Annotated in this window: 18 protein-coding genes; 7 read left to right on the forward strand and 11 right to left on the reverse strand. The window is 71.8% G+C overall.

The genetic code is table 11. The features are described 5' to 3' along the window. Nucleotides 1-67: 67 nt before the first annotated feature. Entirely contained in the window at nucleotides 68-1,015 is a 948-nt protein-coding gene (gene pip, locus IPN03_17870; protein MBK9375531.1) for a prolyl aminopeptidase, read from the reverse strand. Nucleotides 1,016-1,107: 92 nt separating this feature from the next. Here pip and speA point away from each other — a divergent pair, with 92 nt between their 5' ends. Beyond that, a complete protein-coding gene (speA, locus tag IPN03_17875) occupies nucleotides 1,108-3,060 on the forward strand; it encodes a biosynthetic arginine decarboxylase (protein ID MBK9375532.1) in 1,953 nt (650 codons plus the stop codon). Between the two features lie 74 nt (nucleotides 3,061-3,134). Continuing rightward, nucleotides 3,135-3,695 (forward strand): YqgE/AlgH family protein, encoded by a 561-nt coding sequence (locus IPN03_17880; GenBank protein MBK9375533.1) that lies wholly within the window; start codon nucleotides 3,135-3,137, stop codon nucleotides 3,693-3,695. Between the two features lie 78 nt (nucleotides 3,696-3,773). Here the strand turns inward: IPN03_17880 and IPN03_17885 are convergent, their stop codons facing one another. Continuing rightward, entirely contained in the window at nucleotides 3,774-5,615 is a 1,842-nt protein-coding gene (locus IPN03_17885; GenBank protein ID MBK9375534.1) for a hypothetical protein, read from the reverse strand. A gap of 28 nt (nucleotides 5,616-5,643) precedes the next feature. Then, nucleotides 5,644-6,510: an AAA family ATPase gene (locus IPN03_17890; protein MBK9375535.1), complete on the reverse strand. Its 867-nt coding sequence runs from the start codon at nucleotides 6,508-6,510 to the stop codon at nucleotides 5,644-5,646. 124 nt (nucleotides 6,511-6,634) lie between these two features. On the opposite strand from IPN03_17890, the gene IPN03_17895 reads away from it, so the two are divergent. Both IPN03_17895 and IPN03_17900 read left to right on the forward strand, forming a co-directional pair. Continuing rightward, the gene (locus IPN03_17895; protein ID MBK9375536.1) at nucleotides 6,635-7,129 is read left to right on the forward strand and encodes a fasciclin domain-containing protein; all 495 of its coding nucleotides are present in this window, start codon (nucleotides 6,635-6,637) and stop codon (nucleotides 7,127-7,129) included. An 80-nt stretch (nucleotides 7,130-7,209) separates the two neighbouring features. After that, complete coding sequence (locus tag IPN03_17900; GenBank protein MBK9375537.1) at nucleotides 7,210-9,501, forward strand: penicillin acylase family protein; 2,292 nt, start codon at nucleotides 7,210-7,212, stop codon at nucleotides 9,499-9,501. Here IPN03_17900 and IPN03_17905 read toward each other — a convergent pair. The 6 genes from IPN03_17905 to IPN03_17930 form a co-directional block, all read right to left on the reverse strand. Beyond that, entirely contained in the window at nucleotides 9,491-9,703 is a 213-nt protein-coding gene (locus tag IPN03_17905; protein MBK9375538.1) for a hypothetical protein, read from the reverse strand. The two genes, IPN03_17900 and IPN03_17905, sit on opposite strands and share 11 nt — an antisense overlap. Before the next feature lie 142 nt (nucleotides 9,704-9,845). Next, nucleotides 9,846-11,276, reverse strand: coding sequence for a M20/M25/M40 family metallo-hydrolase (locus IPN03_17910; protein MBK9375539.1), 1,431 nt, complete (start codon nucleotides 11,274-11,276; stop codon nucleotides 9,846-9,848). Continuing rightward, a complete protein-coding gene (locus IPN03_17915; protein MBK9375540.1) occupies nucleotides 11,273-13,402 on the reverse strand; it encodes a hypothetical protein in 2,130 nt (709 codons plus the stop codon). Before IPN03_17915 ends, IPN03_17910 begins: the two co-directional genes overlap by 4 nt. Beyond that, nucleotides 13,399-15,711, reverse strand: coding sequence for a hypothetical protein (locus IPN03_17920; protein ID MBK9375541.1), 2,313 nt, complete (start codon nucleotides 15,709-15,711; stop codon nucleotides 13,399-13,401). Before IPN03_17920 ends, IPN03_17915 begins: the two co-directional genes overlap by 4 nt. Beyond that, nucleotides 15,708-17,111 carry a glycosyltransferase gene (locus tag IPN03_17925; GenBank protein ID MBK9375542.1) on the reverse strand — a complete coding sequence of 468 codons (1,404 nt, stop codon included), beginning with the start codon at nucleotides 17,109-17,111 and terminating at the stop codon, nucleotides 15,708-15,710. The genes IPN03_17920 and IPN03_17925 overlap by 4 nt, the downstream gene beginning before the upstream one ends. Further along, nucleotides 17,108-18,835 (reverse strand): glycosyltransferase family 39 protein, encoded by a 1,728-nt coding sequence (locus IPN03_17930; GenBank protein ID MBK9375543.1) that lies wholly within the window; start codon nucleotides 18,833-18,835, stop codon nucleotides 17,108-17,110. The genes IPN03_17925 and IPN03_17930 overlap by 4 nt, the downstream gene beginning before the upstream one ends. A gap of 26 nt (nucleotides 18,836-18,861) precedes the next feature. Between IPN03_17930 and IPN03_17935 the strand changes: the two genes are divergently transcribed. Continuing rightward, entirely contained in the window at nucleotides 18,862-20,850 is a 1,989-nt protein-coding gene (locus IPN03_17935; protein ID MBK9375544.1) for a hypothetical protein, read from the forward strand. Here the strand turns inward: IPN03_17935 and IPN03_17940 are convergent. Beyond that, nucleotides 20,735-22,300, reverse strand: coding sequence for a hypothetical protein (locus IPN03_17940; protein MBK9375545.1), 1,566 nt, complete (start codon nucleotides 22,298-22,300; stop codon nucleotides 20,735-20,737). The two genes, IPN03_17935 and IPN03_17940, sit on opposite strands and share 116 nt — an antisense overlap. Before the next feature lie 12 nt (nucleotides 22,301-22,312). On the opposite strand from IPN03_17940, the gene IPN03_17945 reads away from it, so the two are divergent. Continuing rightward, nucleotides 22,313-23,053: a glycosyltransferase family 2 protein gene (locus IPN03_17945; GenBank protein MBK9375546.1), complete on the forward strand. Its 741-nt coding sequence runs from the start codon at nucleotides 22,313-22,315 to the stop codon at nucleotides 23,051-23,053. Here IPN03_17945 and IPN03_17950 read toward each other — a convergent pair. Then, the gene (locus IPN03_17950) at nucleotides 23,026-23,805 is read right to left on the reverse strand and encodes a hypothetical protein (protein ID MBK9375547.1); all 780 of its coding nucleotides are present in this window, start codon (nucleotides 23,803-23,805) and stop codon (nucleotides 23,026-23,028) included. The two genes, IPN03_17945 and IPN03_17950, sit on opposite strands and share 28 nt — an antisense overlap. Before the next feature lie 301 nt (nucleotides 23,806-24,106). On the opposite strand from IPN03_17950, the gene IPN03_17955 reads away from it, so the two are divergent. Beyond that, nucleotides 24,107-25,318: a hypothetical protein gene (locus IPN03_17955; protein ID MBK9375548.1), complete on the forward strand. Its 1,212-nt coding sequence runs from the start codon at nucleotides 24,107-24,109 to the stop codon at nucleotides 25,316-25,318. The last annotated feature ends 13 nt before the right edge of the window (nucleotides 25,319-25,331 follow it).

Here is a 25,331-nt window from a genome sequence, read left to right on the forward strand (position 1 = left end):
CCGGGTCTTCCGGGTCTCCCGGTCTCCCGGTTCCTCGAAGCTCCCGCGCTTGTCCGTGCTCGCCGGGTCAGCCGAGCTTCTTGAACTCCTCCGTGGCATCGACGAGTGCCGAAACGATTCCCGGCTCGTCGGCGGAGTGCCCCGCGGCCGGGACGATCACGAGGCGCGACTCGGGCCAGGCCTCGTGGAGGTCCCACGCGGAGACGGCCGGGCAGACCATGTCGTAGCGCCCCTGGACGATGACGCCCGGCAGGTGCCGGATGCGGGTCACGTCCCGAAGGAGCTGGTCTTCCGGCGAGAGGAAGGCGCCGTTGACGAAGTAGTGCGCCTCGATGCGGGCGAGGGCGATCTCGGCCGGCACGTCCTCCTCGGCCACGGGCGGGACGTCGGCGACGAGGTGCGAGGCAAGCTCCTCCCAGCGGTTCCAGGCGAGGGCGGCCTGGCGTGTCACGGCCGGGTCGCCGGAGTACAGGCGGCGGTGGTAGGCCTCGAGAACATCGGCCTTTTCGGATTCGTCGAGGGTCGCGAGGAACTCCGCCCAGGCGTCGGGAAAGACCCGCTGAAGGCCTCCGCCGAAAGTCCAGGTGACCTCGGCCCTGCGGGACAGAAAGATGCCGCGGAGGATGAGCCCGGTACAACGTTCAGGGTGCGCCTCGGCGTAGGCGAGGCCGAGGGTCGAGCCCCAGGAGCCGCCGAAGACGAGCCATTTGTCGATCCCGAGCCGCTCCCTGATCCGCTCCGTGTCGGCCACGAGGTCGGCCGTCGTGTTCTCGCGAACGTCGCCGAGGGGCGTCGAACGCCCGGAGCCGCGCTGGTCGAAGAGGATCACCCGCCAGAAGGACGGATCGAAGAATCGGCGGTGCAACGGGGAGATCCCGGCGCCGGGACCGCCGTGGAAGAAGATCACGGGCCTGCCGGCCGGGTTCCCGGCCTGCTCCACGTGAAGCTCGTGAAGGTCGGAGACCCTCAGGCGGAAGGAATCGAAGGGCTGGAGGGGGGCGAAAAGCTCGGACACGGCGCGGCAGTGTATACGCGGCCCGGTCGAAATCGTTTCGGCGGGCCAGAGCATCCCCCGCGCGCCCCCGTCCTTTCGTAAACTCCGTCGCCATGCCTACGGCCGCATCCAAGAAGTCGCCCTCCCGCTCCGCCCGGAAGCCCTCTCGGACCCCCGACCGTTTCTCGGAGGCCGAGGAGCTTTACGGCATCGATGCCTGGGGCAAGGGGTTCTTCTCGATCTCCGACGACGGCCACCTCCTCGTCCACCCGACGCGCGAAGGGCACCGCTTCGCCGACCTGAAGGACGTCGTGGACGAGGTGGCCGGCCGCGGCATCACGCCGCCGATGGTCATCCGCTTCCCGCAGATCCTCACGTCGTCGGTGAAGGAGCTCAACGAGGCGTTCGGGAAGGCGATCAAGGAATACGACTACGACGGTCACTACCGCGGGGTCTTTCCGATCAAGGTCAACCAGAAGAAGGTCGTCGTCCACGAGATCATCGAGGCCGGCCGCAAGTACGGCTACGGCCTCGAGGCCGGCAGCAAGCCCGAGCTGATCGCCGCGCTCTCGCAGGACCTCGGCCCCGAGTGCCTCATCACGACGAACGGCTACAAGGACGAGGCCTTCATCCGCCTCGCCCTCGACGGCGTGCGCATGGGGCGGAACGTCATCCTCACGCTCGAGAAGGTCTCGGAGCTCGAGCGAATCCTCGAAGTCGCGAAGAAGCGCGGCGTGAGGCCCCTCATCGGGATGCGCGCCAAGCTCTACGCGCGCGGCTCGGGGAAGTGGGCGAAATCGGGGGGCGAGGCGGCGAAGTTCGGCCTGACGACGACCGAGATGCTCGCGGCGATCGAGATCCTCAAGGCGAAGCGGATGCTCGACTGCCTCGTCATGCTCCACTTCCACATCGGCTCTCAGATCACCGACATCCGCAAGATCAAGGACGCCATCCGCGAGGCGGGGCGCGTCTACGCCAAGCTGAACCGCTCGGGAGTCGAGATCACCTACCTGAATCTCGGCGGCGGCCTCGGCGTCGACTACGACGGGAGCAAGACCTCGTTCGACTCCTCGATGAACTACACCGTCCAGGAGTACGCGAACGACGTCGTCTACAACATCAAGTCGATCTGCGAGGACGAGAAAGTCCCGGTGCCGACCCTCGTGACCGAGTCGGGCCGCGCCGTCACCGCGTACCACTCGGTGCTCGTGTCGAACGTCCTCGACGTCGCCGACAAGATCGAGCAGGACAAGACCGTCACCCTGAACGGCGACGAGAACCACGTCGTGAGGGAGCTCTACGACGTCTTCAAGGGCGTCACCGCGAAGAACATGCGCGAGAGCTACCACGACGCCCTCCAGTACAAGGAGGAGCTCTTCACCCTCTTCAACCTCGGCTACGTCTCCCTCGAGGACCGCTCGAAGGGGGAGATCCTCTTCTGGGACGCCTGCGACAGGATCCGCCGCCACCTGAAGGGGCTCAAGGAGGTTCCGGAGGAGTTCGAGGACCTCGAGCGGGAGCTCGCCGACAAGTACGTCGTCAACTTCTCGGTCTTCCAGTCGGTCCCCGACTCCTGGGCGATCGACCAGCTCTTCCCGATCCTCCCGATCCACCGCCTCCGCGAGAAGCCGGGCGAGATCGCGACGCTCGCCGACATCACCTGCGACTCCGACGGCAAGATCGAGAAGTTCATCGACCTGCGCGACATCAAGGAGTTCCTCCCGCTCCACTCCTTCAAGCGCTCGCAGCCCTACTACCTCGCGTTCTGCCTCGTCGGGGCCTACCAGGACGTCCTCGGCGACCTGCACAACCTCTTCGGCGAGGCGCACGAGGTCCTCGTGGCGGTCGACGAGGAGAACCGGACGCGGATCCTCGACCTCCTTCCGGGCGAGACGTGCGAGCGGGTCCTCTCCTACATGAACTACGAGAGGGCGGAGATCCTCGAGGGCATCTGGAAGCAGCTCCGCAAGGCGGTCGACAAGGACCGGGTCCGAGAGGCCGAGGCGAAGTCGATCGCCAAGGACTTCGAGGTCGCCCTCTCTCACTACACCTACCTCGAGGAGTAGGGCCCCCGGGGCGGACGGGAGGGGCAAGGGCCGCTGTGGCGGCGCCGGCCGCCCCGGCGTACGCTTCTCCCGCCGTGGAAACGCTGACCCCGCCCTACCTGCTGCTGGCGGCCCCGGTCCTCTCGGACCCCAACTTCGAGAAGACGGTCGTCCTGATGGGGCACCACTCCGAGGAAGGGGCGGTCGGCTGGATCGTGAACCGGCTCGTCGACGGCGGCGCGATCGCGCTCCTGCCCGAAGAGGTCTCGCGGACGATTCACCCGGACACCCCGCTGCGCATCGGCGGCCCCGTCGCCACGCCCGGCCTCATCGTCGTCCACCGCGAGCCGTTCGCCGGGATCGAGTCGATCGACATGGCACCCGGACTCGTCGTCTCGGCGACCCCCGAGGTCCTGCCGCGCGTCTTCGCCGCGGTACCCGACGGGGGGCCGGTCGGCGGCCTCCTCGTTTTCGGGTACTCCGGCTGGGGGCCCGGCCAGCTCGAGCACGAGATGGAAGACGGCTCCTGGCTCGTCCTCCCCTACGACCCCGCCTTCGCCTTCCCCGCCGACGTCGCCGGCCTCTGGGAGCGGGCCCTCGCCGAGCTCGGCGTCAAGCCCGGGTGCATCGCGACGCCGCCCGGCGGCGTGAACTGACGCCCCCCGACAAGGGGTCAGGTCTACCTTCTACACTCTACGTCCCGTAGAGTGTAGAAGGTAGACCTGACCCCCAATTCAAACATAGTCCTTGGCCCAGGCGCGGGCGTCCTTGTTCGCCAGGACGTGGAAGCGGCGGAGCTTCTTCAGGGAGAGCGAGGAGAGGGAGCCGAGGGGAAGGTAGACGACCTGCTTGCCGAGGCGCGCGGCGAAGCGCTTCAGGAACGGCCGCGGGGGCTTCGGGGCGGCGTAGACGACGCGGGGCTCGCGGGCGTAGTCGAGGGCGGCGAGGAGGAGGACCTCCGCCCCGGTGAAGGGGCCGCGATAGTCCGGGTCGCGCCAGACGTCGAAGAGGCGGCCGGGGGGCATCGTCATCAGGAAGCCCCCGTACGTGCACTCGGAGATGCCGGGGCCGACGACGCTCTCGCCGAGCGGCGTGGCGTAGAAGGCCATGTCGCTTTCCTGGCCGTGCTCGCCGATCCACGTCGTCTTCCACGGGTACTTCTCCGCCTCCTCGTCGAAGATGACGACGACGGAGCCCGCGCCGCCGCGGACGCGCGCCTCCTCGTAGACCCAGAGGCGCCCCTCGTGGTGGTGGCGGAGCGACTCGCGCACGTCGATGCCGTCGAGGAGGCTCGTCGTGAACGGGGCGACGCGCCGCGAGTCCTCGGAGAGGAGTCGGATCGCGCGGCGGCGGAGGCGGTTGCCGAAGCGCTCGACGGCGATGTCCTCCGGCGGGTGGCTGCAGATGCCGTCGCCGAACTTCAGCTTCTTCCAGTCGCCCGGCTTCGGCTCCTTCGGGCGGCGCCGGAGCGGCAGGTCGCGCAGGCGCCTTTCCTTGCCCGGGAAGCGCCGGCGGAACCGGACCGGCCGGCCCTCGATGTGGAGGTCTTCCCCCTTCAGGGTCACGACGGGGAGGCTCGCGGTCGTGTCGGGCCAGGGCCACGTCGCTCCCAGGTCGAAGGTCTCCCAGGCGTAGTCGTCGTCGACGACGCCACGCGCCGCGACGACGAGCTCGTAGAAGCCGGGGGTCAGGACGTTCTCGAGGAGGGCGAGGTTGCGCGAGAACTGGCTGAGGGCCCGGAAAGCCGTGCGCGGGACCTCTTCGTCCCGGCTCTTCCGATACCGCTGGGCCGCCTCGCGCAGGAGGGCGTCGACGACGCGGAGCGTGTCGGTCTCCCCGTCGAACGCGAACGCGCCACCCGCCGACCGCGCCCTCTCGTAGGCAGCCGAGACGTACGGGATCTCGCTCATCACCTCGCGGCTCGACTCGGGAGAGAGCGCGGCGATGCGGACCCCCTCGCGCCGCACGCGCCCGAACGGCTCTGCTTGCGGCTCTCCGAGCGCCCGGAGGATCCCCCGGACGTGCGCGGCGCCGCCGACCCAGAGGACCCGCTCTCCCGCCTCGGCGAGCCGCGCGAGGCGGACGGCCATCGCCCGCTCGCGGAGGAGGTCCGCGTCGTCGTCCGAGGGCGGGAAGGCGTCCAGGACCGCCGCCACGAACGGCCCCGCGCCGATCCTCGTCAGCGCGTAGGGATCCGGGAGCGCCTCGCGGCGGAACGGGTACGAGCCGTCGTCACGGTCGACGAGGTGGAGCGCCGCGCCGTTCTCGAGCGCGAGGCGCGCCGCCTCGGTCATCGGCTCGTGCGGCTCGACGAGGAGGTAGACGGTCTCGTCGCCGTCGGGCCAGAGGGCGACGGTGAGGAGCGGGAGCCTGAGGACCGCCTTGCGGAACGCCTCTTCGATCGTCTGCGGAAGCTCCACGGCGACCGCCGTGGGCCGGAGTGCGAAGAAGGCGCGGCGGACGAGGACCGCGAATTCCACCGACTGGTGGAGCGTCGGGAGGAGGTAGAGCCCCTCGCCCGCCTGGACGACGCCGGTCTCGGGATCGGGCGCGGGGTACGGGGCGACGACGCTCACGATCGATGCGGGCTCACGCCGCGAAGACTCAGACGCGGTGAGGCCCGGCCGGGCGGGAAGGGAGGTCGCCGCCCGTGGCGGGCGCGTGGACGACGGCCTCTTCGCCGAGCACGAAGCGGACCGACTCGAGAAGCCGCGCAACCGGCTCGCCGCCTCCCTGGGAGAGCCGCTTGAGGGCGTATCGCGCGACGTTGATGCCGTCCCGCACGCTGAACGACTCGTCGGCCTCGTGCGCGCTCTTCAGGAAGCGCGTCACCCAGCGCAGCAGCGCCTCGGGGGCGAACGGGAGGTTCTCCGCGAGGATCGCGAGCTCCTCCTCCTCGTCGGGAAAGTCCACGAGGATCGTCGGCGTCAGGCGCGAGTTGACGTAGTCGGGGAGCTCGAACGTCGACGCGTCGTCGTTCATCGTCGTGACGAAGCGGAAATCGGGATGCGCCCGGATCTTCACCCCGGCGACGATCGACTCGACCGTCCGGCGCGCGTCCAGGAGCGGGGCCAGCGAGGCCCACGACTTCTCGCTCATCCGGTTGCCCTCGTCGAGGATCGCGACGCCCCCCTTCAGCATCGCCGTGACGACGCCCGAGGCCACGTATCGGATCTTCCCCTCGCCCGCGACGACGGGCGTGACCAGGAGGTCCTCCGGGCGGGTGTCGACGGTCGACTGGAAGACCCAGGCGGGACGGCCGATCCGCTTCGCCGCGGCGTACGCCAGAGTCGTCTTGCCGACGCCTGGCCTGCCGACGAGACGGGGGTGGAGCGGGAGGTCCCCCTTCTCGACGACGAGCCACGCGGCGAGGAGCTGGTCGAGGAGGTCCTTCCGTCCCTTCCAGTCGAGCGGGAACTCGTCGGGGTGCGCGAGCGCGATCTCGACGCCTTCGATGCAGACCGTTTCCATCCCGTGATTCTAGGCGGCGGCCGGCCTTGGCCCTCGAAGTCCCTGGTCGCGCGAAATCCGGGGGAGCGCCTCCGCCCGTAGAACGGCCGACGGGCGCCAGAGGCGACCGCATCGGAGATAGACAATGAAAAAGACCCTCACCGCCACCGTCGCTGCCCTCGCGCTCGCCGTGTCCGTCGCCGCCCCCGCGCGGGCCGCCGAGCCGAAGGCGAAGGACATCGTCGACACCGCCGTCGCCGCCGGGAGCTTCAACACGCTCGCCACGGCGCTGAAGGCCGCGGGCCTCGTCGACACGCTCAAGGGCAAGGGCCCCTTCACCGTCTTCGCCCCGACCGACGACGCCTTCAAGAAGCTCCCCGCCGGCACTCTCGAGAAGCTCCTCGCCGACAAGGCGCAGCTGACGAAGGTCCTCACCTACCACGTCGTCGCCGGCAAGGTCATGGCCGCCGACGTCGTCAAGCTCAAGGAAGCCAAGACCGTCGAGGGCTCCATGGTGAAGATCACCGTCGCCGGCGGCGGGGTCAAGGTCAACGACGCGAACGTCGTGAAGACCGACGTCGGCGCCTCCAACGGCGTCATCCACGTCATCGACTCGGTCATCCTCCCGCCCGCGAAGTAACCGGTCGCGGCTCGGCCGCGTGACGACGAAGGGGAGGCCTCCGGCCTCCCCTTTCCCGTTTCCCGTACTCTTCACGGCGCATGCGCCGCCTCGCGATACGTGCCCTCTTCGGAATCGTCGCCGTCGTCTTCCTCCTTGGCCTCGTCCTCCTCGTCCTCGTGAAGCGGAATCTCCCCGGGAACGAGGGAGGGCGACTGCCGGGCCTGGCCGCCGAGGTGACCGTCGACATCGACGACCGCGGCGTCGCCACGATCCACGCCGCGTCCGTAGAGGACGCCCTGCAGGCGCAGGGGTGGCTGACGGCCCGCGACCGTGCCTTCCAGCTCGAGGTCCTCCGGAGGAACGCGTCGGGGCGCCTGGCCGAGCTCTTCGGCTCCTCGGCGCTGCCGCTCGACCGCAGGCACCGCCTCTACGGTTTCGCTCGCGTCGCCGAGGCCGCGGTGCCGCTCCTGCCGCCCCGCGAGAGGGCCGACCTCGAGGCCCTCGCATCGGGCATCAACGCGTACTTCACGGCGCACCGCGGCCGCCTCGGGCTGGAGTTCGCCCTCCTGCGGCGCGAGCCCGAGCCGTGGCGCCCCGCAGACTCCCTCGCCGTCCTTCTCCTGATGTACGAGCAGCTGACGGACGACGTGGAGGCGCAGCGGGGCGCGGAGAAGCTCGCAGGCCTCCCGGAGTCCGTCCGCGCGTTCCTTCTGCCCCGCGCCACGGCCGACGACGTCCTCCTCGTCCCCGACGCCCCGCCGCTCGCACCGCCGGCCCTTCCGGTCGTCGGGGACTCCGCGCCGACCGCTCTCCCGAAGGCGGCCCGGTTCGAGACGATGGAGGAGGAGGGCATCGCCGGGTCGAACGCCTTCGCGGTCTCCGGGTCCCTTTCGGCGAGCGGCAGGCCGATCCTCGCCGGCGACCCGCACCTCGGGCACGAGATGCCCGCCATCTGGCTGCCGATGCGCTTCGTCGTCGCGGGCCGGACGTCGGAAGGGGTGACGCTCCCGGGCCTGCCGGCTCTGACGATCGGGCGGACCGACCAGGTCGCCTGGAGCTTCACGAACCTCGAGGGGGACGTCCAGGACCTCTACCGCGAGCGGATCGAGAAGGGTCGCGCCCGCCGCGGGGACGGCTTCGAGCCGGTCGTCGAGCGGAAGGAGACGATCCACATCCGTGGCGGCGCAGAGGAGTCGCTCGTCGTCCGCTCGACGTCGAACGGGCCGCTTCTCGAGGGGGACCTCGCGGTCCGGTGGACGGCCCTCGACCCTTCGAACCTGAGGGTCCCGAACGCGGATTTCCTCCGGGCGGGTGACGAAACCACCTTTCTCGCGACGTTCGACCGGTTCACGGGTCCTCCGCAGAACGTCGTCTGGGCGTCGGCGTCGGGATCGATCGGGTGGCGTCCCGCCGGCCTCCTCCCGGTGCGCCGCGCGGGGACCGACGGGAGCGTCCCCTACGACGCCTCCGACCCGGAGAACGCCTGGCGCGGATTCGTGCCGATGGAGGAGCTGCCCCGGGTCGTCGATCCGCCCGAAGGGTTCGTCGTGACGGCAAACCAGCGGACGATCGGGACGTCGTTCGGGTACGTCGTCTCGTCCGACTGGGGTCACCCCGGCCGGGCCCGGCGGATCCGGGACCTGCTTCTGGAGGCGAAGGCCGCGGGAACGAAGGTGACGCGGCGCGGGGCCGAGGCGATCCAGCTCGACGAGCGTTCGGAGACGATGCGCAGGACGGCAGCGGCCCTTCGCCCCTTCCTGCCGGGTGACCTCGGGCGCCTCCTCGAAGCGTGGGACGGCACGGCCGACGCCGCGACCGCGCGGTACCTCGTCGCCCGCGCCCTCCGCCGGGCCGTGCGCGAGCGGGCGCTCGCGGCCTGGAACGCCCCGCCCGTCCGCTGGCACCTCGAGGGGGACAACTGGAACGACCTCCTCGAAGCGAACGACGCCGCGTTTCGCGCCGCGGGGCTCGGCGGCCGGGACGCCTTCCTGAAGGGAGCGGCGGACGACGCGGTCGCCGCGCTCGAGAAGCGCTACGGCAAGGGCCGCTCGGGGTGGAGCTGGGGCGGGGCGAACCGCCTCTCGGCTCGTCATCCGCTCGGCTACGTCCCCGGGCTCTCGTGGCTCTTCGACCCCCCGCGCCCGCCCCAGTCCGGCGCGCCGGGAACGCCGCGCGCGGCATCGCCTGCGTTCGGGCAGTCGCTCCGCTGGATCGTCGACTGGGGAGAGCCGGACGCCGCGACGCTCGTCGTGCCGTTCGGCGCCTCCGGGCACGTCGGGTCGCCCCACCGCCTCGACCAGCTCCCGTGGTGGAAGGCGGGCGACCCCGACGGCGCGGCGACCCGGCTGGCGCGCCCGCCGTCGGGGGTCCCGATCCGTCTCAGGCCCTGAGGAGCGCCTCGAGGGTTTCGGGGTGGAAGCCGACGAGGAGCTTCCTTCCCACGCGCAGCATCGGCGCGCGGTAATTGCCCGTCGGCCCCTTCAGGCCGTCGAGCGTCGCCTCCTTCGCGGCGAGCGTCACGGCCTTCTTTCCCCTGGCGACGACGACGTCGTCGACGGCGGCGAGGAGCGCCTTCACGTCGGCGTCCGTCATCGGGGCCGACTTCGAGGAGCGTTCCTGGGTGATGCGGGCTTTCGTCCGGTCGAGCACCTCACGGGTGCGTGTGCAGCTCGTTCAACCGGGGCGCTGGTAGTAGAAACCGACCGTGGACATGGCGTTCTCCTTTTCTGCCCCGTCAGGGCGCGAGGGCGTACTCGCGAACGATCCGGGCCGTCCGCTCGACGCCGTCGATGTAGGCGGGGAGGTGAATCCTCTCGTTCTTGCTGTGGACGGTCACGGCGTCGAGGAGGTTCAGTCCGAACGGCGAGATTCCGAACGCACGGACGCTCCCGCGGAGGCGCAGGTAGGAGGAGTTCGTGTAGCTTCCCGACAGCACGTAGGGACCGACGTCCGCCCTCTCGACGGGATCGAGGGCGAGGACGGTCCGGAGCGTCTCCCAGGCCCGCCCCTTCCGCTGTGCCGGAACGCTGTCGGGGGTGAGGGAAACGAGTCGAAGCCGAACCCGGTACCGGGTGGCCCAGGCCTGCATCTCCTCCCAGCGCACGTGAACCGAACGGCCGGGGAGGAGCGTGGCCACGACGCTCGTCGTGAAACCCCCGCCCCCCGGCGCCGGCAGCACCTTCCCCGAGTAGTACATGTCGCGCATGAGTGCCCGGTAGGGCTCAGGGATCCCCTGGCTGAGCCGGCCGGCCCGGACGGCCGCGCGCGTGTCGCTCATCTGATGTCCCCAGAGATCCGACCGAGATGGAGCCACGAAGGCGAGGAAGTCCTGGACCTCGTCGAGGACCTGGTAGGGCTCCGCATCCATCCGAGCCTCCAGGAACTCCGAGAAGGCCTTCAGGCTCTCCTCCCGCGCCGCCTCGGCCGTGGCCATGATGGCTGCCTTCTGCAGGACCTCGATCCCGAACCGGGCGATCCTGTCGCCGGAGACCTCGTTGACGCCCCCTTCGTTGAAGACGTCCGTCACCCCTGCCAGGAGGTCCGGACGGTGATCCAGGACCCAGCCGATGCCGATCTCGGGCGTGTACGTCTCCTCTCCCGGCTCGGCCACGAAGACGATGTCCCGCTCCGGGACGAGACCGTCCCGGCGGAGGGAGGCGATCGCCAGGAAGTCGGCGATCCCCTGCCCCTTCATGTCGATGGTCCCCCGCCCGCAGATGTAGTCGCGGAACCGGCCCGTTCCATCCACGCCTCCAAAAGGCGGGTGTTCCCATTCGGAGAGGTCGCCCACCGGGAAGACGTCCATGTGGTGCAGCAGAAGCAGGGCCTCATCCCTCCTGCGGCCCGAGAGGCGTGCCACGACGATGGGGCGTTCCGGGTCGGAACCGACGATCTCGAACGGGATTCCCTCGCAGCCGAGCTTCTCCGCCCAGAAGCGCGCCGTCTCCACGGTCCTTCCCGGCGGGTTCGAGCTGTCGATCCTGACGTATTCCCGGAGGAGGACGGTCGCTTCGCGGGAGCGCAGCTGGGCGATGTCGAACTCGGGAACCGCGACGCTCGGGGCTCGGCTCTTCAGGAGCCCGGGAACGGCGAGGACGATCGCGGCCACGACGACGGCACCGCCGTAGAGCGCGACGCGCCGGCGCGCGTTCCGGGAGATCTTCATCGCCCCGGGAGGCCCTCGGGACTTCGACGGCGGCAGAGAATCGTGACGATCGAGAGTGCGAGGGCGGAGAACACCGTCGCGATGATCAGCCATCTCCGGGTGGGTCGCAATCGGACGACGTGGCGGCCTCTGGGAACCGTGAGCCCGGAGAATCCGAAGTTCGCGTCGTCGACGGGGACGCTCCGCCCGTCCAGGACAGCGTCCCGGGTCGTTGCGAGGGGCCGGCAGAGGAGCAGGTAGGCAGGGCCGGGGCCCTCCACCGCCACCTCCACCTCCATCCGCGACGGGCGGTCCGAGACCCGAAGCACCCGGCCGCGCGAGGGCACGAAGCTCTCTCCGGCACCTACGACGAAGGCTGCCATCGCAGGTATGCCCTCCTCCAGGAAACGGTCGGCCAGCTCCCGCGGGTCGCTTCCGAGGACGACCCTTTCGACGAACCGGAACGGCGGGACCGGATCGCCGAAGGGCAGAAACGCCGGAACGGATTCGCCCGCGGGCCCGGGCTCTCCCACGACGGCCCCGAGCGCCCCCGCGGCGCGGGCGAGGGCCATCGGCAGCGGTCTCCCTCCCGGAGAGCTCTCCAGGAAGTGGACCCACTCGAGCTGCGGACGTGGCAGGGCCACGTCGTAGTCCCGCTCGAAGACGCTCGCGGCGCCGAACCGGCTGGCCGAGTGGGGGAAGGCCCAGCGCGTCGCCCGGACTCCCGTTCCCTGCGGGTCGTCGGTGCCGCTCCCGCCTGCGACCCGGTACGAGGCGTAAGGGAAGACCCTCGGAGGAGGTTCTTCTCCGGACGAGAGCGGCAGCGCCGCCAGGACCGCAGGGCGCTCCTCGAGCAGAGATGGCGGGGACATCGGAAAGAGGCGTGCCGTGATCGCTGCCCGGTCGAAGACGAGGAGCACTGCCAGAGAGACGAAAACGAAGGCACGTCCTTTCCCGCCGAGCGCTCTCTCGAGCGCCGCCGCACCGAGGGCGGCGAGCCAGGCGACACCGAATCCGAAGAGAATCGCGTATTTCTCGGGATAGCGGATCGAGGACGCGAACGGCACGACGGTGAGAAGGAGCCCGAAGGCGGGCGTTGCCGGGCCGAGGGCCAGGAGGACGCCGACGAGACCGGTCGCCATCGCCCTCAGCCGCGCACCCCGGCCGGCCACCAGGGCGAGGAGAGCGAGCGTCCAGGTGACGCGCCCCGGCGTCAGCGACGGGAGGTAGGGGTAGCCGGGAATCCCGTCCACCCGGGTCACGCGCGTCCAGTCCGCGACGATCCCATCGGCGAGGAATTCGGGGAGCCTGGCGAGCGGGAGCGCGCCCAGCGCCGCGAACCCGGGAAGAAGCGCCCCCTGAACGCTTCGGATGCTGTCGAGGCCCGTGACGAGGTACGTGGCGACCGCCGGTGCGGCGAGCAGGGCGCCGAGCAGGCCCGCCGCTCCCCACAGCGCCGCGGCCCCGAGCCTCTCGCGAGCCCCGCCGCCCTCTCCCCGCCCCGCGAGAAGGACGAGGGCGAGGAGGGCCGCGGCGACGAGCGGCTCCGGCACCGAGGCGACGATCAGGAGCGCCGTCGCCGCGGCAAGGGCGGCAACGGCGCGTGGGTCTCGCCTCGACCGGACGCGGAGGAGCGCCGCGGCAAACCACGGCAGCGCCGCATACGCCGACGAGAATCCGAGGAAGCTCGCCGAGGAGGCCGTGATCCCGCTCGCCCCCCACGCGAGCGCCCCGAGCGCCGAGGAGAGCGGCGGCAGGCCCGTGACGCGCAGGAAGACGGCGAAGCCGGCGGCGCCGGAGAGGACGCGCAGGAGCATCCACGCCTTCGCGGCGACGGCCGTCGGAAGGAGGAGGAACAGGACGTTTCCCGGGTCGAACGCGGCCACACCCGGCCACGACAGGAGCGGCAGGCCGCCCCACCGGAACCGGTCGATCCACGGCACCTCCCCGGCACGGATCGCCTCCACGAGCTGGGTCTTCAGCGGGTAGAAGTACGGGACGAGGTCGCGGCCCGACGGGACCCCCGGTCCGAGGAGCGTCCGGTACGGGACGAGGAGGAGCACGAGGGCCAGCAGGAGGCTCACCTCGAACGGCCTTCGCTTCGCCAGGTCCTGAAGGCGCACGGACAGGCCCCGCAGCCGCGTCACCGGCGCCTGCCGTTTCGCAGCAGGAATGCCGCGCCTGCGAGAGAAAGGAGCGTGACGGCACCCCCCACCGCGATGGAGCGGTTCTCGTAGGAGAGGACGACGTCGTGCGCACCGGCTGGAACGCCCAGGGCCGTGAGGAAGCCGTCGGCCCGCCTGGTCGCGACCGGAACTCCGTCGATGCGCGCCTTCCACGACGGGTCCAGGGCGAGCGCCACGACCAGGAGCCCGCCGGGCGGGTCGACCCGGACCCGCAGCCGGTGACGGTGGTTCGTTCGCTCGAGAACCTCGACCTCCCCCTTTCCGAACGGGAGGGGCGCACCGGTCCCCTCGAGCACCGTATCCGCGAGCGGGTCGGGGGGCGCGGGAACGGTGAGACCGGACGGGGCGAAGATCGCGCGGGAGACGAGGGAATGCTCGGTCCTCGCCCGGTCGATCGCCACGATCCGCCCACGGCCGAACCGGGCCGTCTCGCGAACGCCCACGGGACCGGGCCCGGCGTCATCGGTCCGTCCCGCCGTGACGCCGATCGTTCGCAGGCGCCGTACTTTCTCCTCGCCCCAGGGCAGACGGGCGAGCGCCGCGGCGAACGCGACGGCCTGCGGCGGCGACATCCTGTCGACGTCGTTGTCCCCGCCGTACCTCAGGCCGAAGACCGCTCCCGTGAGGGGCCGCAGCGGGTCGAGCCCGCCCCGTTCGAACGCGAGAGCCGTCGCCCGCGCCGCGTCGTCCGCGCCGTCGGCGTGGAAGCGCCCGCCGCGGGCCGCCGACAGCGCGGCCCGAACCTCCGCAGGAGGGTTCGTGTAGAAGTCCGCCGGTCCGGCGGGTGCCGACCCGGTGACGCGACGTCCCGCGTCGAAGAGGAAGAGCGCGGCGCCGATCGCGAAGGCCGCGCGCAGAGAGAGCCGACCCGAGCGGACGAGGCGCGGCAGGAGCGCGAGCAGGAGCGCGGTGGCCACGCCTGCGAGAAGGACCGGGCGGAGCAGGGTGGCGGCCCGATCCGCAATGACGTCCGGCCCCGCCAGTCCCGACACGCGGAGGAGAGAGGCGAGCGCCTCCGGCGCGACGAGCGCGAGGAGCGTCGGACCGGCCAGGAGAGCGGCGAGGACGGCCGCCGCGAGAGAGAGCCGCCGCGGAGCCGCCGGGTCGTCGCTCAGCCGGTCGACTCCGACGGCCGCTGCGCCGCACAGGCCGAACGTCGCGAGGATCCACCACTTTTCCGGGTACCTCAGGATCGGAAGCGCCCCGAGGAACGCTCCGACCGGAGGGACGAACCGTCCGAACGACAGGACCGCCGCCAGGCCCGCGAGGCCGAGCGCGGCCCGGCCACGGGAGTCTCCCAGCGCGCCTGCGGCCAGGACGAGCGGGACGAGACCGAGGGCGAGGTCGTGGAAGTAGGGGTTCCCCGCGTCGAACGTCGAGGCTCCCCAGTAGTCGCGGTCGTCCTCGGCCTGTGGGTCGCCCGTCAGGCGGGGCTCGAGGAGCGTCAGCACGCGGGCGGGACGGACGGACCAGAAGAGCGCTCCCTCCTCGGCGCGCATCTGCGTGGCGCGGGCCGAGCGGCCGAGCTCCCCCGCCGTCGGGAGGAGCTGGACGGCGGCGATTCCCGTCGACAGGAGCGCCGCCGCGGCGAGCGCGAGGAAGCGCCCGCGGGCGTGCGGCCACAGACCCGCCCGCGCGTCGAGACCGGAGCGCAGGAGGGCGAGCACCGTCGCGCCCGCTGCCCCGGTCGCGGTGACGACCGGCTCTCCACCCAGGAGCGAGAGGCCGAGGGCGAGCCCTGCGATCCCCACCCGCCTCCGCGCTCCCCGGGCGTCGGACGGGTCGAGCGTCCCGAGCGCCACGAGTGCCAGCGGGATGGGCGCAGCGGACGCGACGGTCGTGGTGAGGAGCGGCACCGTCTGGAAGACGCCCGAGAACAGGAGGACGCTCCCTCCCGCGAGCGCGGCCCCGCGCGAAACGCCGAGCCATCGCAGCGCCGCGTAAGAGAGGAGGAGGACGAGGGCGACGTGGAGGAGGAAGAGGCCCGTCGTCCCGGCGAGCGGCACGAGCCAGGTGCCCGGCCAGAAGACGGCGGCGTTCGGGTTCGCTGCGAGCGCGCGCCCCGCGCCGGTGGCGTCGTTCCAGAGCGGCAGCTCTCCGGCCGAGAGAAGGCGCGCGGTGACCTCCCGGAGCGGGACGAAGAAGAACCCCGCGTCGCGCGAGACGACGCTCCCCCCGAGAAGGTAGTCGTGGAACCTGAAGGCGGCGGCGCCGAGGAGCGCCGCGGGGGCGGCGAAGGGAGCGAGCCGGGCGAGGCGCCCCGGCGTCACGCCTTCCGCGCCAGGACGAGAAGCGACATCCCGAACGAGGGATCGGTCTTCTCCTCGAGCTTCAGCAGCGGGAGGAGCCATCGGAACGCCGCGAGCTGCCCCTTCGGCAGGACCTTCCGCTTCAGGACCCGCGAGTTGAGCCACCAGCCGAAGACTCCCGGCCGGTTCAGGAAACGGATCTTCTCGATCTCGAACCCCGCGTTCGTCACGAGGCGCTTCAGCTCGTCCCGCTCGTACCGGCGGAAGTGGTGGAGGTGGACGTCGAGCGTTCCGTAGAGAGCCTTCAGCGACGGGACGAGCAGGACGAGCCGGCCGTCCTTCGGAAGGACCGACGCGAAGTCGCGCAGCGTGCCACCGTCGTCCTCGATGTGCTCGAGGACGTTCAGGCAGACGATCGTGTCGACCTTCTCGGCCGCGAGCTCGGAGCGGTCCGCGTCGGCGAGGGGAAAGCGGTACGAGGCGATCCTGACGTTCGAGCGGTCTCCGAACTTCGCCTTCAGCTCGCGGACGTAGTGGATCTCGACGTCCGACGCCACGACGCGTTCGCGGTCGACGAAGAACCGCGTCTGGTTGCCGACGCCCGAGCCGACCTCCAGGACCCGCTGTCCGAGCGCGGCGTCGAAACGGTCGTGGAGCCAGGCGTTGTAGGGCGCGAGCTTCTCCATCCTCCGGAGCGTCATCCCGCCCACGTCCCCCCGCGGGGCCTCCCAGCGGAAGAACTTCAGGATGACCCAGACGGCCTGGAGGGCGTCCTTGAAGCCGATCTTCTTGCCCTCCTCGTACGTCCGGCCGTGGTACGAGATCGGAATCTCGAAGATCCGCGCGTGCATCCGGGAAACCTTGCAGGTGATCTCGGGCTCGATTCCGAACCGCTTCGACTGCAGGTCGAGCCGGTCGACGACGGAGCGCGTCATCACCTTGTAGCAGGTCTCCATGTCCGTCAGGTTCAGGTTCGTGAACATGTTGGACATGAGAGTCAGGAGCCGGTTCCCCATCGCGTGCCAGAAGTAGAGGACCCGGTGCCCGCCCGGGTGACCGAGGAACCGCGAGCCGTAGACGACGTCCGCCTCTCCTTCGAGGACCGGCCGGAGGAGACCCGGAATCTCGCGCGGGTCGTACTCGAGATCCGCGTCCTGGATGACGACGAGGTCGCCCGTCGAGGCGCGCAGCCCGGCCCAGACCGCCGCCCCCTTCCCGAGGTTGCACGGCTGGAATACGGCGCGGATGCCGTCCCGGCCGTCCAGCTCGCGGAGGATGTCGCGCGTGCCGTCCGTCGACCCGTCGTCGACGATGACGAGCTCCTTCTCGATGGGCCCGAGGTCGACGGCGAGAACCCGGGCGACGATCTCGCGGAGGGTCTTCCGCTCGTTGTAGGCGGGCATGATGATCGACAGCTTCACGGCGGCGGAGTCCTCTCCTCGGGCAGGCGGTAAAGGAGGATCGAGTATCCCACGCGCCCCTCCCGCGTCCCCCGTTCCGCCAGCGCTCGGCGCAGCCGCTGGTAGCCCACCGCGCGGGGCACGTCCCCGTGGAAGGCCATCAGCTCCGGACCGGCCGCGAGCAGGAACGAGGAGACCGCGTAGAGCCCGGGGGTCAGTGGCGTCGTCGCGGCGTCGAAGAGGCGGGCCTTCGGGACGTCGTGCCTCGGGTCCGCGCCACCGAAGTACGCGACCGTCGTGCCGGCCACGTCGCCGCGCCGTTCGAGCTCGCGAGCGAGCCGGACGAGGTCCTGGCCCCAGTCGAGGTTCGAGTCGTTCAGCCAGAGGTGCCCACGGGACGGCCCCCCCGCGGCGACGTTGAAGAAAGAGATCTCGTGGGGGTGGACGGCGAGGGTCTCGCCCGCCTGGAGCAACCCGAGCCCGGCGAGCACCGCCGCACCCACGTTGCGGGAGAACCCGCGCGTGATCGCGACCGTCGAGGCGACCGCGAGCAGCGGCACGGCGGGCAGGACGTGCCTCACGCCGATGTTGTAGCTGCTCGCCGCGCTCGCGAGAAAGACGTAGGCGGGCGGGAGGAGGAAGACGAGGGCGCCGAAGCCGGGCCGGACGCGCCGCGCGGCGACCAGCCCCGCGGCGACGAGGAGCGCGGCGAGGTAGCCGACCGAGGACTTCACGAGGAACGCGACCGGGAAGTACGAGGGGAATCCCTCGATCGAGACTTCTCTCCGAAAGACGTTGATCCCGCCTCCCCGCCGGTTCTGTTCCGCGACGCCGGCGAGCCCGGCCACGTAGTGCCCCGCGGGCGGGAGAAGACGAGAGATGCGGGCGACTCGCTCCACGGTCCCGGAGGACGCCAGCCGGCCGAGGAGGAAGTACCGGGCCGATCTCTCCGCCTCGGCAGACGGCATGTTCCGCATCGAGACGGCATAGACCCCGAGCAGGACGGCCCCGGCCACTCCCGATGCGAGGAGCAGTCCTCCGAGCGGCGCCAGCGAGAAGCGCCCCGTCTCCCGGCGGCCCGCGAGGAGCCGCACGAGAACGAGGACGAGGAGGATCGGGACGAGGAAGACCGCCGTGAACTTCGCCGAGAGGGAGAGGCCGAGGAGGAGGCCGGTTCCCGCCCACCGGAGCGCGGACGGGCGCATCAGCGCCCGGTGCGCCGCCACGACGGTCGCCAGGAAGCCGAGGGCCGCGACGACGTCGGTGTGGAGGAAGGCCGCGTGGGCGACGAGCGTCGGCTCGAAGGCGAGGAGGAGCGCCGTACCGAGGCCGGCCACGGGCCCGGCCGCCCGCCACGCGGCGAAAGAGGCGAGGAGGACGACCCCGACGAAGAGAAGAGGGAAGGGCCGGCGTGCGGCCGCGAGGAGCCGCTCCGGCGGGATCTCGTTCTGGTAGAGGAACGGCTGGGGCGACTCCGCGGTCCGGAAGCTGAAGGGGGCTGGGAGCCGGGGCGGGCGGGCTCCCGCGAGACCGGCCGAAACCCCCGCGAGGAGCTTGGCGAGCGGGGGATGCTCGAGGTTCGCCCAGTAGGTCCCGGAGAGTGCGTACTCGCAGCCGGCGAGCGCGTGGAACGGCTCGTCCATCGTGGCGCTGTCGAGCCGCTGGTGGTCGACGGCGAGCAGCGCGCCCAGGAGCGCGAGGAGGACGGCTCCCGCCGCCGCGGCCCGGCCGAGAGGACGCATCATCTGGCGTGAAGTGTAAGACTCGGCAGGTGAGGTCTCTCCGGACGACACGCGCGGAGCTGTTCTGGCTCGGCGGCGCCTTTCTCCTCGCCCTGGCCGTCCGCCTTCTCTCGCTCCCCGCGGCCACGACGGGCGGACTCCGCCTCGCCTCGCCGGACTCGTATGCCCACCTCCGCCGGTCGACCGCCGTCGCGCGGAGGTTTCCGCGCGTTCCGGTCCGCGACGCGTGGCTGAACCACCCGGAGGGCGGCATCTACATCTGGCCGCCCGCCTTCGACCTGCTCGCGGGTGGCACGGCCCGTCTCGCCTACGGAGCCGACGCCACGCAGGACGAGGTCGCACGGGTGCTGGCGACGCTCCCGCCCCTCCTCGGGGCGCTCCACGTCGTCCCCCTCTTCTACCTGGCCCGGCGCGTGCTCTCCCGCCGGCGGGCGATCCTCGCGGTCTCCGGCTACGCTCTCGTTCCCGCCGCGGCGATCTGGAGCCAGTTCGGCCACGGTGACCACCACGTCGCCGAAGCCCTTCTCCTCCTGCTCCTCCTCCTCGCCCTCGCGAGGGCACGCGGCGAGGGGCTTGCACCCGGCTCCTCCCTGCGCCGGGCGGTCCTGGCCGGCGGTGCCGTCGCCGCGATGGTTCTCACGTGGCAGGGAGCGGTCTTCGCCGCCGCCCTGGCATTCCTCTGGGCCGCCCTCGCCCTCCGTCCGCGCGATGCCACGCTTCTCGCCCTTTCCGCGACCAGCCTCACGGCCCTCGGAACGCTGCCGTACGCCGCGGGCCTCGACCTGCCGTTCACCTTCGTCTCCTTCGGCTGGTTCCAGCCCGCGCTCCTCCTCGCGGGCTCGGCCGCCGTCGCGGTCATCGCCACCTTCCGCGCGCAGGGAGCGGCCCGAAGCGCCTTCGCGGGGCTCGCGCTCCTCCTCGCGGCGGCGACGGTCCCCTTCGCGCCGCCTCTGTCCTCCGCCGTCCTGCGGGGATCCCGGTACGTCGCCGTCCACGCGGCGGGCGTCAGCGTCGACGAGATGGACCGCGGCGGCTACCTCTCCTACCCGAAGGACTTCCTCGCCGTCATCGCCGAGGCGCGCCCCCTCGTGAGGCCGCCGCTGGGCGCGACCCTGCGCGCGGCGGTGGAGGAGCTCTCTCCCGGCTTCGTCCTCCTTCCCTTCGCCGTCGTCCTCTGGGCCCGCCGGCGCGCCGACCGGCGGCTCCTCGCTCTCTTCGGCGGCGTCCTCTTCGTGATGGCGCTCTCGCAGCAACGCAACGTCTACTACCTCGCGCCGCTGGCCGCGCTCGCCCTGGCCGAAGCGCTCGCCCGGCTCGCCCCGCGCGGACGGATGCGTCCCGCAGCCGCGGCGGCCACGGCGGCAGCCCTCCTCGTCGTTCTACCGGGCCTGCCGCACTACGGGCGGGTCGTGCGGTACGCCGGCGCGCCGGGAACCGACCTCGTGGAGACTCTCGCCCGCCTGCGCACCCTCGCACCGCCCCCCGCGGACCCTGCCGCCTTCCCTCAGCCCCTGACCGGGTCCATTCCAGGGGTCTTCGCTCCCTGGTCCGCGGGGCACTTCGTCACCGCGCTCACCGGATACCCGGCCGCCGCCGACCCGTTCGGGTACGGCTGGCGACGGCAGGCGCGCCTCTTCACGGCGACGGACGACGGCGAGGCGGAGCGGATCCTCGACGACGCGCGCTGCGGCTGGCTCTTCACGACCGACCTGCGGGCCGTCCTCCCCGCGTACGCGGGCGCGGCCGGACGGCAGGGCACGCCCCCCGACGCGACGTTCTCCGTGCGTGTCCACGAGTCGCCCACGGCGAGTCCCGTCCCATTCCTGGAGCTCGCCCTCGATTCGCGGACGGCCTACCGCTCGCCCGACGGGAGAGTCGTGCCCCGCTTCCGGGTCTGGCGCGTCAGAACGGCCACGCAGAGGGCGGCAGGGTCTCTTCCAGAGCCTTCCGCGCCCCGAGCCGCGGCGGAACCGGCACCCCCGCCGGCATCGAGCGCGCGAGCGCCCCTCCCCTGGTGAAGTAGACCTCCTCCACGTACCCGCGCTGCACCACGAGCGGCGGCGACAGGGGTGCGAGCAGCGGGAGCGCGAGGCCCGCGGCGGTCCAGAGGAAGGCCCCGGCGAGGAACGGGGCGAGCCTCTGCCGGCCGAAAGCCGCGAGGGCCGCCGCCAGAACCAGTACGAAGGGCGCGGCGATCGCGAGCGGCCGCCAGACGAAGTGGAAGAGGTTCGGCGCCACGAGTCCCTCCGAGAGGAGAGGCACCGCGAAGCTCCCCCAGGGGAGCGGGAACCCGGGCGGGACGAAGGGGAAGACGAGCGTCGTGAGGGCGACTGCGGCCGTCGAGGCCCCGGCGAGGCCCGCGGCGAGCGGTCCCCACCTCACGTACGCCAGCGGAAGCAGGAGGAACGGGAGCGCCCCGACGAGATACCTCGCTCCGACGGTGAAGCCTCCGTGCCAGTTCGGATAGCCGCCGTAGGTCAGGAGGATGGCGACCGGAACGAGGACCAGCGCGGCAAAGCCTCTCGGAGGGAGGGTCCGGCGGGCGGCGACGAGGCCCGCGGGAGCGAGGAGCAGGAGCGGCGAGAAGACGAGCAGGCCCTTCGACGGATCGAGGAGGAGCCGCGCGAGGATCCACGGGCGCGGGAGGCCGACTCCGAAGAGACCTTGCCGGGCCAGCTCCCGGAAGGCGGGGTCCTTCTCGAGCCCCGACGAGAGGACGAACGGGCTGCCGAAGCAGGCCGCGTTGTGCCCGGCGAGGAGCGCCGCGAAAGGAAGACCCCCGAGGACGATCCTGAGGAGGCGCGCGGGAGCTCCCCACGCCGCAACCGCGACGAGGACGAGCGCCGGGATCGCCGCGGGGTACTCGGAAAGGACCGCGAGACCGAGCAGCGCCCCCGCCGCGAGCTCCCGGACGACGTCGGAGGATGCACGGGCCGGCGCGAAGAGGGCCGCCCAGGCGGCGAAGAGGCAGGCCGCGACGGACGCGTGCGCAAAGAGGAGCAGGGCGTACGCGAAGAGCGGGGTCGCGAAGAGGAGACCGAAGAGGGCTTCTCTTCGCCCGGCCTCCGGCGAGAGGCGCAGGAAGACGACGGCGAGGAGGAGAACCGGAAGCGTCGCCCCCGCGAGGCGCATCGCGGTCAGCGAGGGGCGCAGGGAGGAAGCCGACGGGGCCCCCGCGAAGGTCCGGGCCGCGAGGTAGCCGGGAAGCGCCACCAGTGCCGTCCCCGGCGCCTTGTTCGAGTAGAGCCGCCCGTCGACCTCGGCGACGTCCTCCATCCGGGGGCCGAGGATCCGGGCCGGCCCCGTCACCTCGAGAGTCCCGTCCTCGACGACCGCCGCCGCGAGGGCCCATCGCGTGGTCTCGTTCGGCGAGACGAAGTGCGGAAAGACGGGGACGACGAGGAGTGCGAGCAGGGCGAAGAGCCCCGCCACGATCCACGCTCCCGGGCTCCGCCGCAGAGTCGTCATAATCCTCCGATCATGCGCCATGGGAAGCGGATTGCCGTCGTCATGCCCGCCTACAACGCCGAGAAGACCCTCCTCAGGAGCTTCGAGGAGATCCCGAAGGAGTTCGTCGACGACATCCTTCTCGTCGACGACGCTTCCCGCGACGGGACCGTGGCGCTCGCCCGCACGATCGAGGGTCTCGAGGTCGTCGTCCACCCGGCGAACCGGGGCTACGGCGGAAACCAGAAGACCTGCTACGGGACCGCCCTGGCGCGCGGGGCCGACGTCGTGGTCATGATCCATCCCGACCATCAGTACGACGCGTCGGTCCTCCACGACCTGATCGAGCCGATCGCCGAGGGGAAGGTCGACGCGATGTTCGGGAGCCGGATGCTCGGGGGGCGGCCTCTCGAGGGCGGCATGCCGAAGTGGAAGTACCTCGCGAACGTCTTCCTCACGGCCATCGAGAACGCGACCTTCTACCTCTACCTCACCGAGTACCACTCGGGCCTGCGCGCCTACTCGCGCCGCTACCTCGAGTCGGTGAACCTCGCATCCTTCTCCGACGACTTCGTCTTCGACACCGAGATCATCGCGGCCGGCATCTGGAAGGGGATGCGGATCCGGGAGATCCCGATCGTCACCCGTTACTTCGACGAGGCGTCGCAGATCAACTTCTTCCGCTCCTGCGTCTACGGTCTCTCGATCCTCGGCGTCATGGTCCGCTACAAGCTCCAGAAGTGGGGCTACCGCAGCGACCCGATCTTCCGGTGAAGCGTTTTCTCCCGGCCGCCTTCGCCGCGCTCGTCCTCGTCGCCGTCGCCGTCGCGAACCTCGACCTCCTCTCGGGGCGCGCGACCCCCTCGTTCCGCGACATCGCCACGACGCAGCGCCCGGCCCGCGCCCTGGCCGCTTCGCTCGACGGCGCTTCGCTCAACCCGCACGCCTCCTTCGGTCAGCCCTTCCGGGCCAACCCGAACCTCGTCCTGGCCTACCCCTTCCCCGTGGCGCCCCGGTGGCTCGGCGTCCAGATCCTGCTTCATGCGGCGCTCGGAGGGCTCGGGTTCCTCCTGTTCCTGAGCCTCCTCGGCCGCACCCCGCTGGCCGCCCTCGCCGGCGCGCTCGCGTTCTCGTTCTCCGGCTTCGCCCTCTCCTGCACCGCGTTCCTGAATGCCGCGACGACGCTCGCGTGGATCCCCTGGCTCCTCGCTTCCGTCGCGACCGCGCGGCTCGAGGGGCGCCGTCCTCTCCAGCTCGGTCTCCTCGGGGTCGCCGCCAGCAGCGCCCTGCTCGCGCACGCGGGCGAGCCGGCGCTGGGCCTCCTCGGGATCCTCCTCGCCTTCGCCTTCGCTCTCGCGGGCCCCCGCGGAACGCGCCTTCGGCCCATCGGCGCCCTCATCGGCGGCGGTCTTCTGGCGTCGCTCGCCGCGGCGCCGTACCTCCTCGAGGTCCTCCGGGCGACGGAAGCCTCCTCCCGCCGTCTGCGCGGCTTCTCGTGGGCCGAGTTCTCCGCGGTCGGCTTCCACCCGCTGCGGCTCCTCGAGACCCCATTCCCGTTCCTCTTCGGCGACCCGTCGCGGACCCTCTCGGGTGCCTTCTGGGGCTTCGCCGCTTCGCAGGGGAACCCGCCCTACCTCGCGTCGCTCTCCTTCGGGGTCCTGCCGCTGCTCCTCGCCGCGACCTTCGCCCTCTCTCCGAGGCGGCGCGAGGGACGGTTCTGGCTCGCCGCGGCGGGGCCTCGCGTTCCTGGTCTCGTTTCTCCCGTGGATCCCGGGTGCGCGCGCTCTCTACGAGGCCCTCCCGTTCCTCCACTCGGTCCGTTATCCCGTGAAAGCGCTCCTGATCGCCACGATCGCCGTCGCCGTACTCGCATCCCTCGCCGTCGAGCGCCTCCTCCTCGAGGAGGCGCTCCCCCGCTGGCGCTCCCGCGCCGGTTTCGCCCTTCTCGTCCTCGCCGGGCTCCTCGGTATCGTGGCCGTCGCCTCCCGCGTCCGGCCCGAGCTGCCGCAGCGCCTGCTCCTTTCCCTCTGGGACCCCTCGTGGGCCTCGGACCCGGGCGTCGTCCTCGCGCCGGTCCTCGCGCGGCTCCCCCGCCAGGCGGCGGCTTCCGCCGCGCTGGTTCTCGCCCTCGGGCTCCTCCTCTCCCGCGGTCTCGGCGACCTGCGCGGCCGCGCGCTCCTCCTCCTCGCGCTCGCGGCCGAGGGGCTCACGCACGCCCGGTTCCATCTCCCGCGTGCCCCTTCCGAGTGGTTCGACCGGCCGTCGCCGCTCGTCGCGGCGGCCGCGCGCGTTCCGGGACGCGTCTTCGAGTGGACCGGGAAGGACATCGACGCCGTGAGGCGGGGGCTCTCGGGCCCCCTGCCGGCCGACGAGAGGTACGCCCTCTCCCTCGCCCAGGTCTCGCAGGGCTGGGCGCTCGCCGGCGCGCCCCATGGCCTCCGCTACGCGTACGACCCCGACCCCGACGGGAGCTACACGCTCCTCGACCGCTTCGCCCGGAACGTCGTCACGGAGCGGGACTGGCCCGCCCGGCTGAAGTGGCTCCGCGCGGCCGGCGTCGGAAGCGTCATCGCCGGCGACGTCCCGCCCGGTCTTCCGGGCCTCGTTCCGCTCTTCACCGAGGGACGCATCGGACCGGCGGCGACCCTCTACCGTCTCGCGGACCCGCTTGCGGGCACGCGGCGGCTCTCGCGTGTCCGGGGCGCAGCCTCGGTCAGCGCGGCGGTCGCGATCGTGGACGACGCGACCTTCGACCCCGCCACCGACGGCGTCGTCGCCGGGCGCCCTCCGGTCGGAACCGACGTTCCCGACGCCGATCCCGAGGCCCGCGCCCGCGTCGTCGCCGAGGGCCCCGACGCCCTCGTCGTCGAGACGAGCGGTTCGAGCCCCGCACTCCTCCTCGTCGACCGCTCCTTCACGCCGCGCGTGCGGGCGACGGTGAACGGCGGAGAAGGAACGGTCTACGCGACCCAGATCCACCTCGTCGGTGTCGCGGTGCCGTCCGGGAAATCGCGGGTCGAGATCCTGCTGGCGCCCTGACGGATCCCCCGCA

It is taken from the genome of Holophagales bacterium (assembly GCA_016719485.1).
GTDB lineage: Bacteria > Acidobacteriota > Thermoanaerobaculia > UBA5066 > UBA5066 > UBA5066.

What these genes read in the sequence shown, in the direction of transcription:
- speA (MBK9375532.1), top strand. Translation starts at nt 1,108, where the DNA reads ATGCCTACGGCCGCATCCAAGAAGTCGCCCTCCCGCTCCGCCCGGAAG.
- IPN03_17890 (MBK9375535.1), bottom strand. Translation starts at nt 6,510, where the DNA reads ATGGAAACGGTCTGCATCGAAGGCGTCGAGATCGCGCTCGCGCACCCC.
- IPN03_17895 (MBK9375536.1), top strand. Translation starts at nt 6,635, where the DNA reads ATGAAAAAGACCCTCACCGCCACCGTCGCTGCCCTCGCGCTCGCCGTG.
- IPN03_17900 (MBK9375537.1), top strand. Translation starts at nt 7,210, where the DNA reads ATGCGCCGCCTCGCGATACGTGCCCTCTTCGGAATCGTCGCCGTCGTC.
- IPN03_17905 (MBK9375538.1), bottom strand. Translation starts at nt 9,703, where the DNA reads ATGACGGACGCCGACGTGAAGGCGCTCCTCGCCGCCGTCGACGACGTC.
- IPN03_17910 (MBK9375539.1), bottom strand. Translation starts at nt 11,276, where the DNA reads ATGAAGATCTCCCGGAACGCGCGCCGGCGCGTCGCGCTCTACGGCGGT.
- IPN03_17930 (MBK9375543.1), bottom strand. Translation starts at nt 18,835, where the DNA reads ATGATGCGTCCTCTCGGCCGGGCCGCGGCGGCGGGAGCCGTCCTCCTC.
- IPN03_17940 (MBK9375545.1), bottom strand. Translation starts at nt 22,300, where the DNA reads ATGACGACTCTGCGGCGGAGCCCGGGAGCGTGGATCGTGGCGGGGCTC.
- IPN03_17945 (MBK9375546.1), top strand. Translation starts at nt 22,313, where the DNA reads ATGCGCCATGGGAAGCGGATTGCCGTCGTCATGCCCGCCTACAACGCC.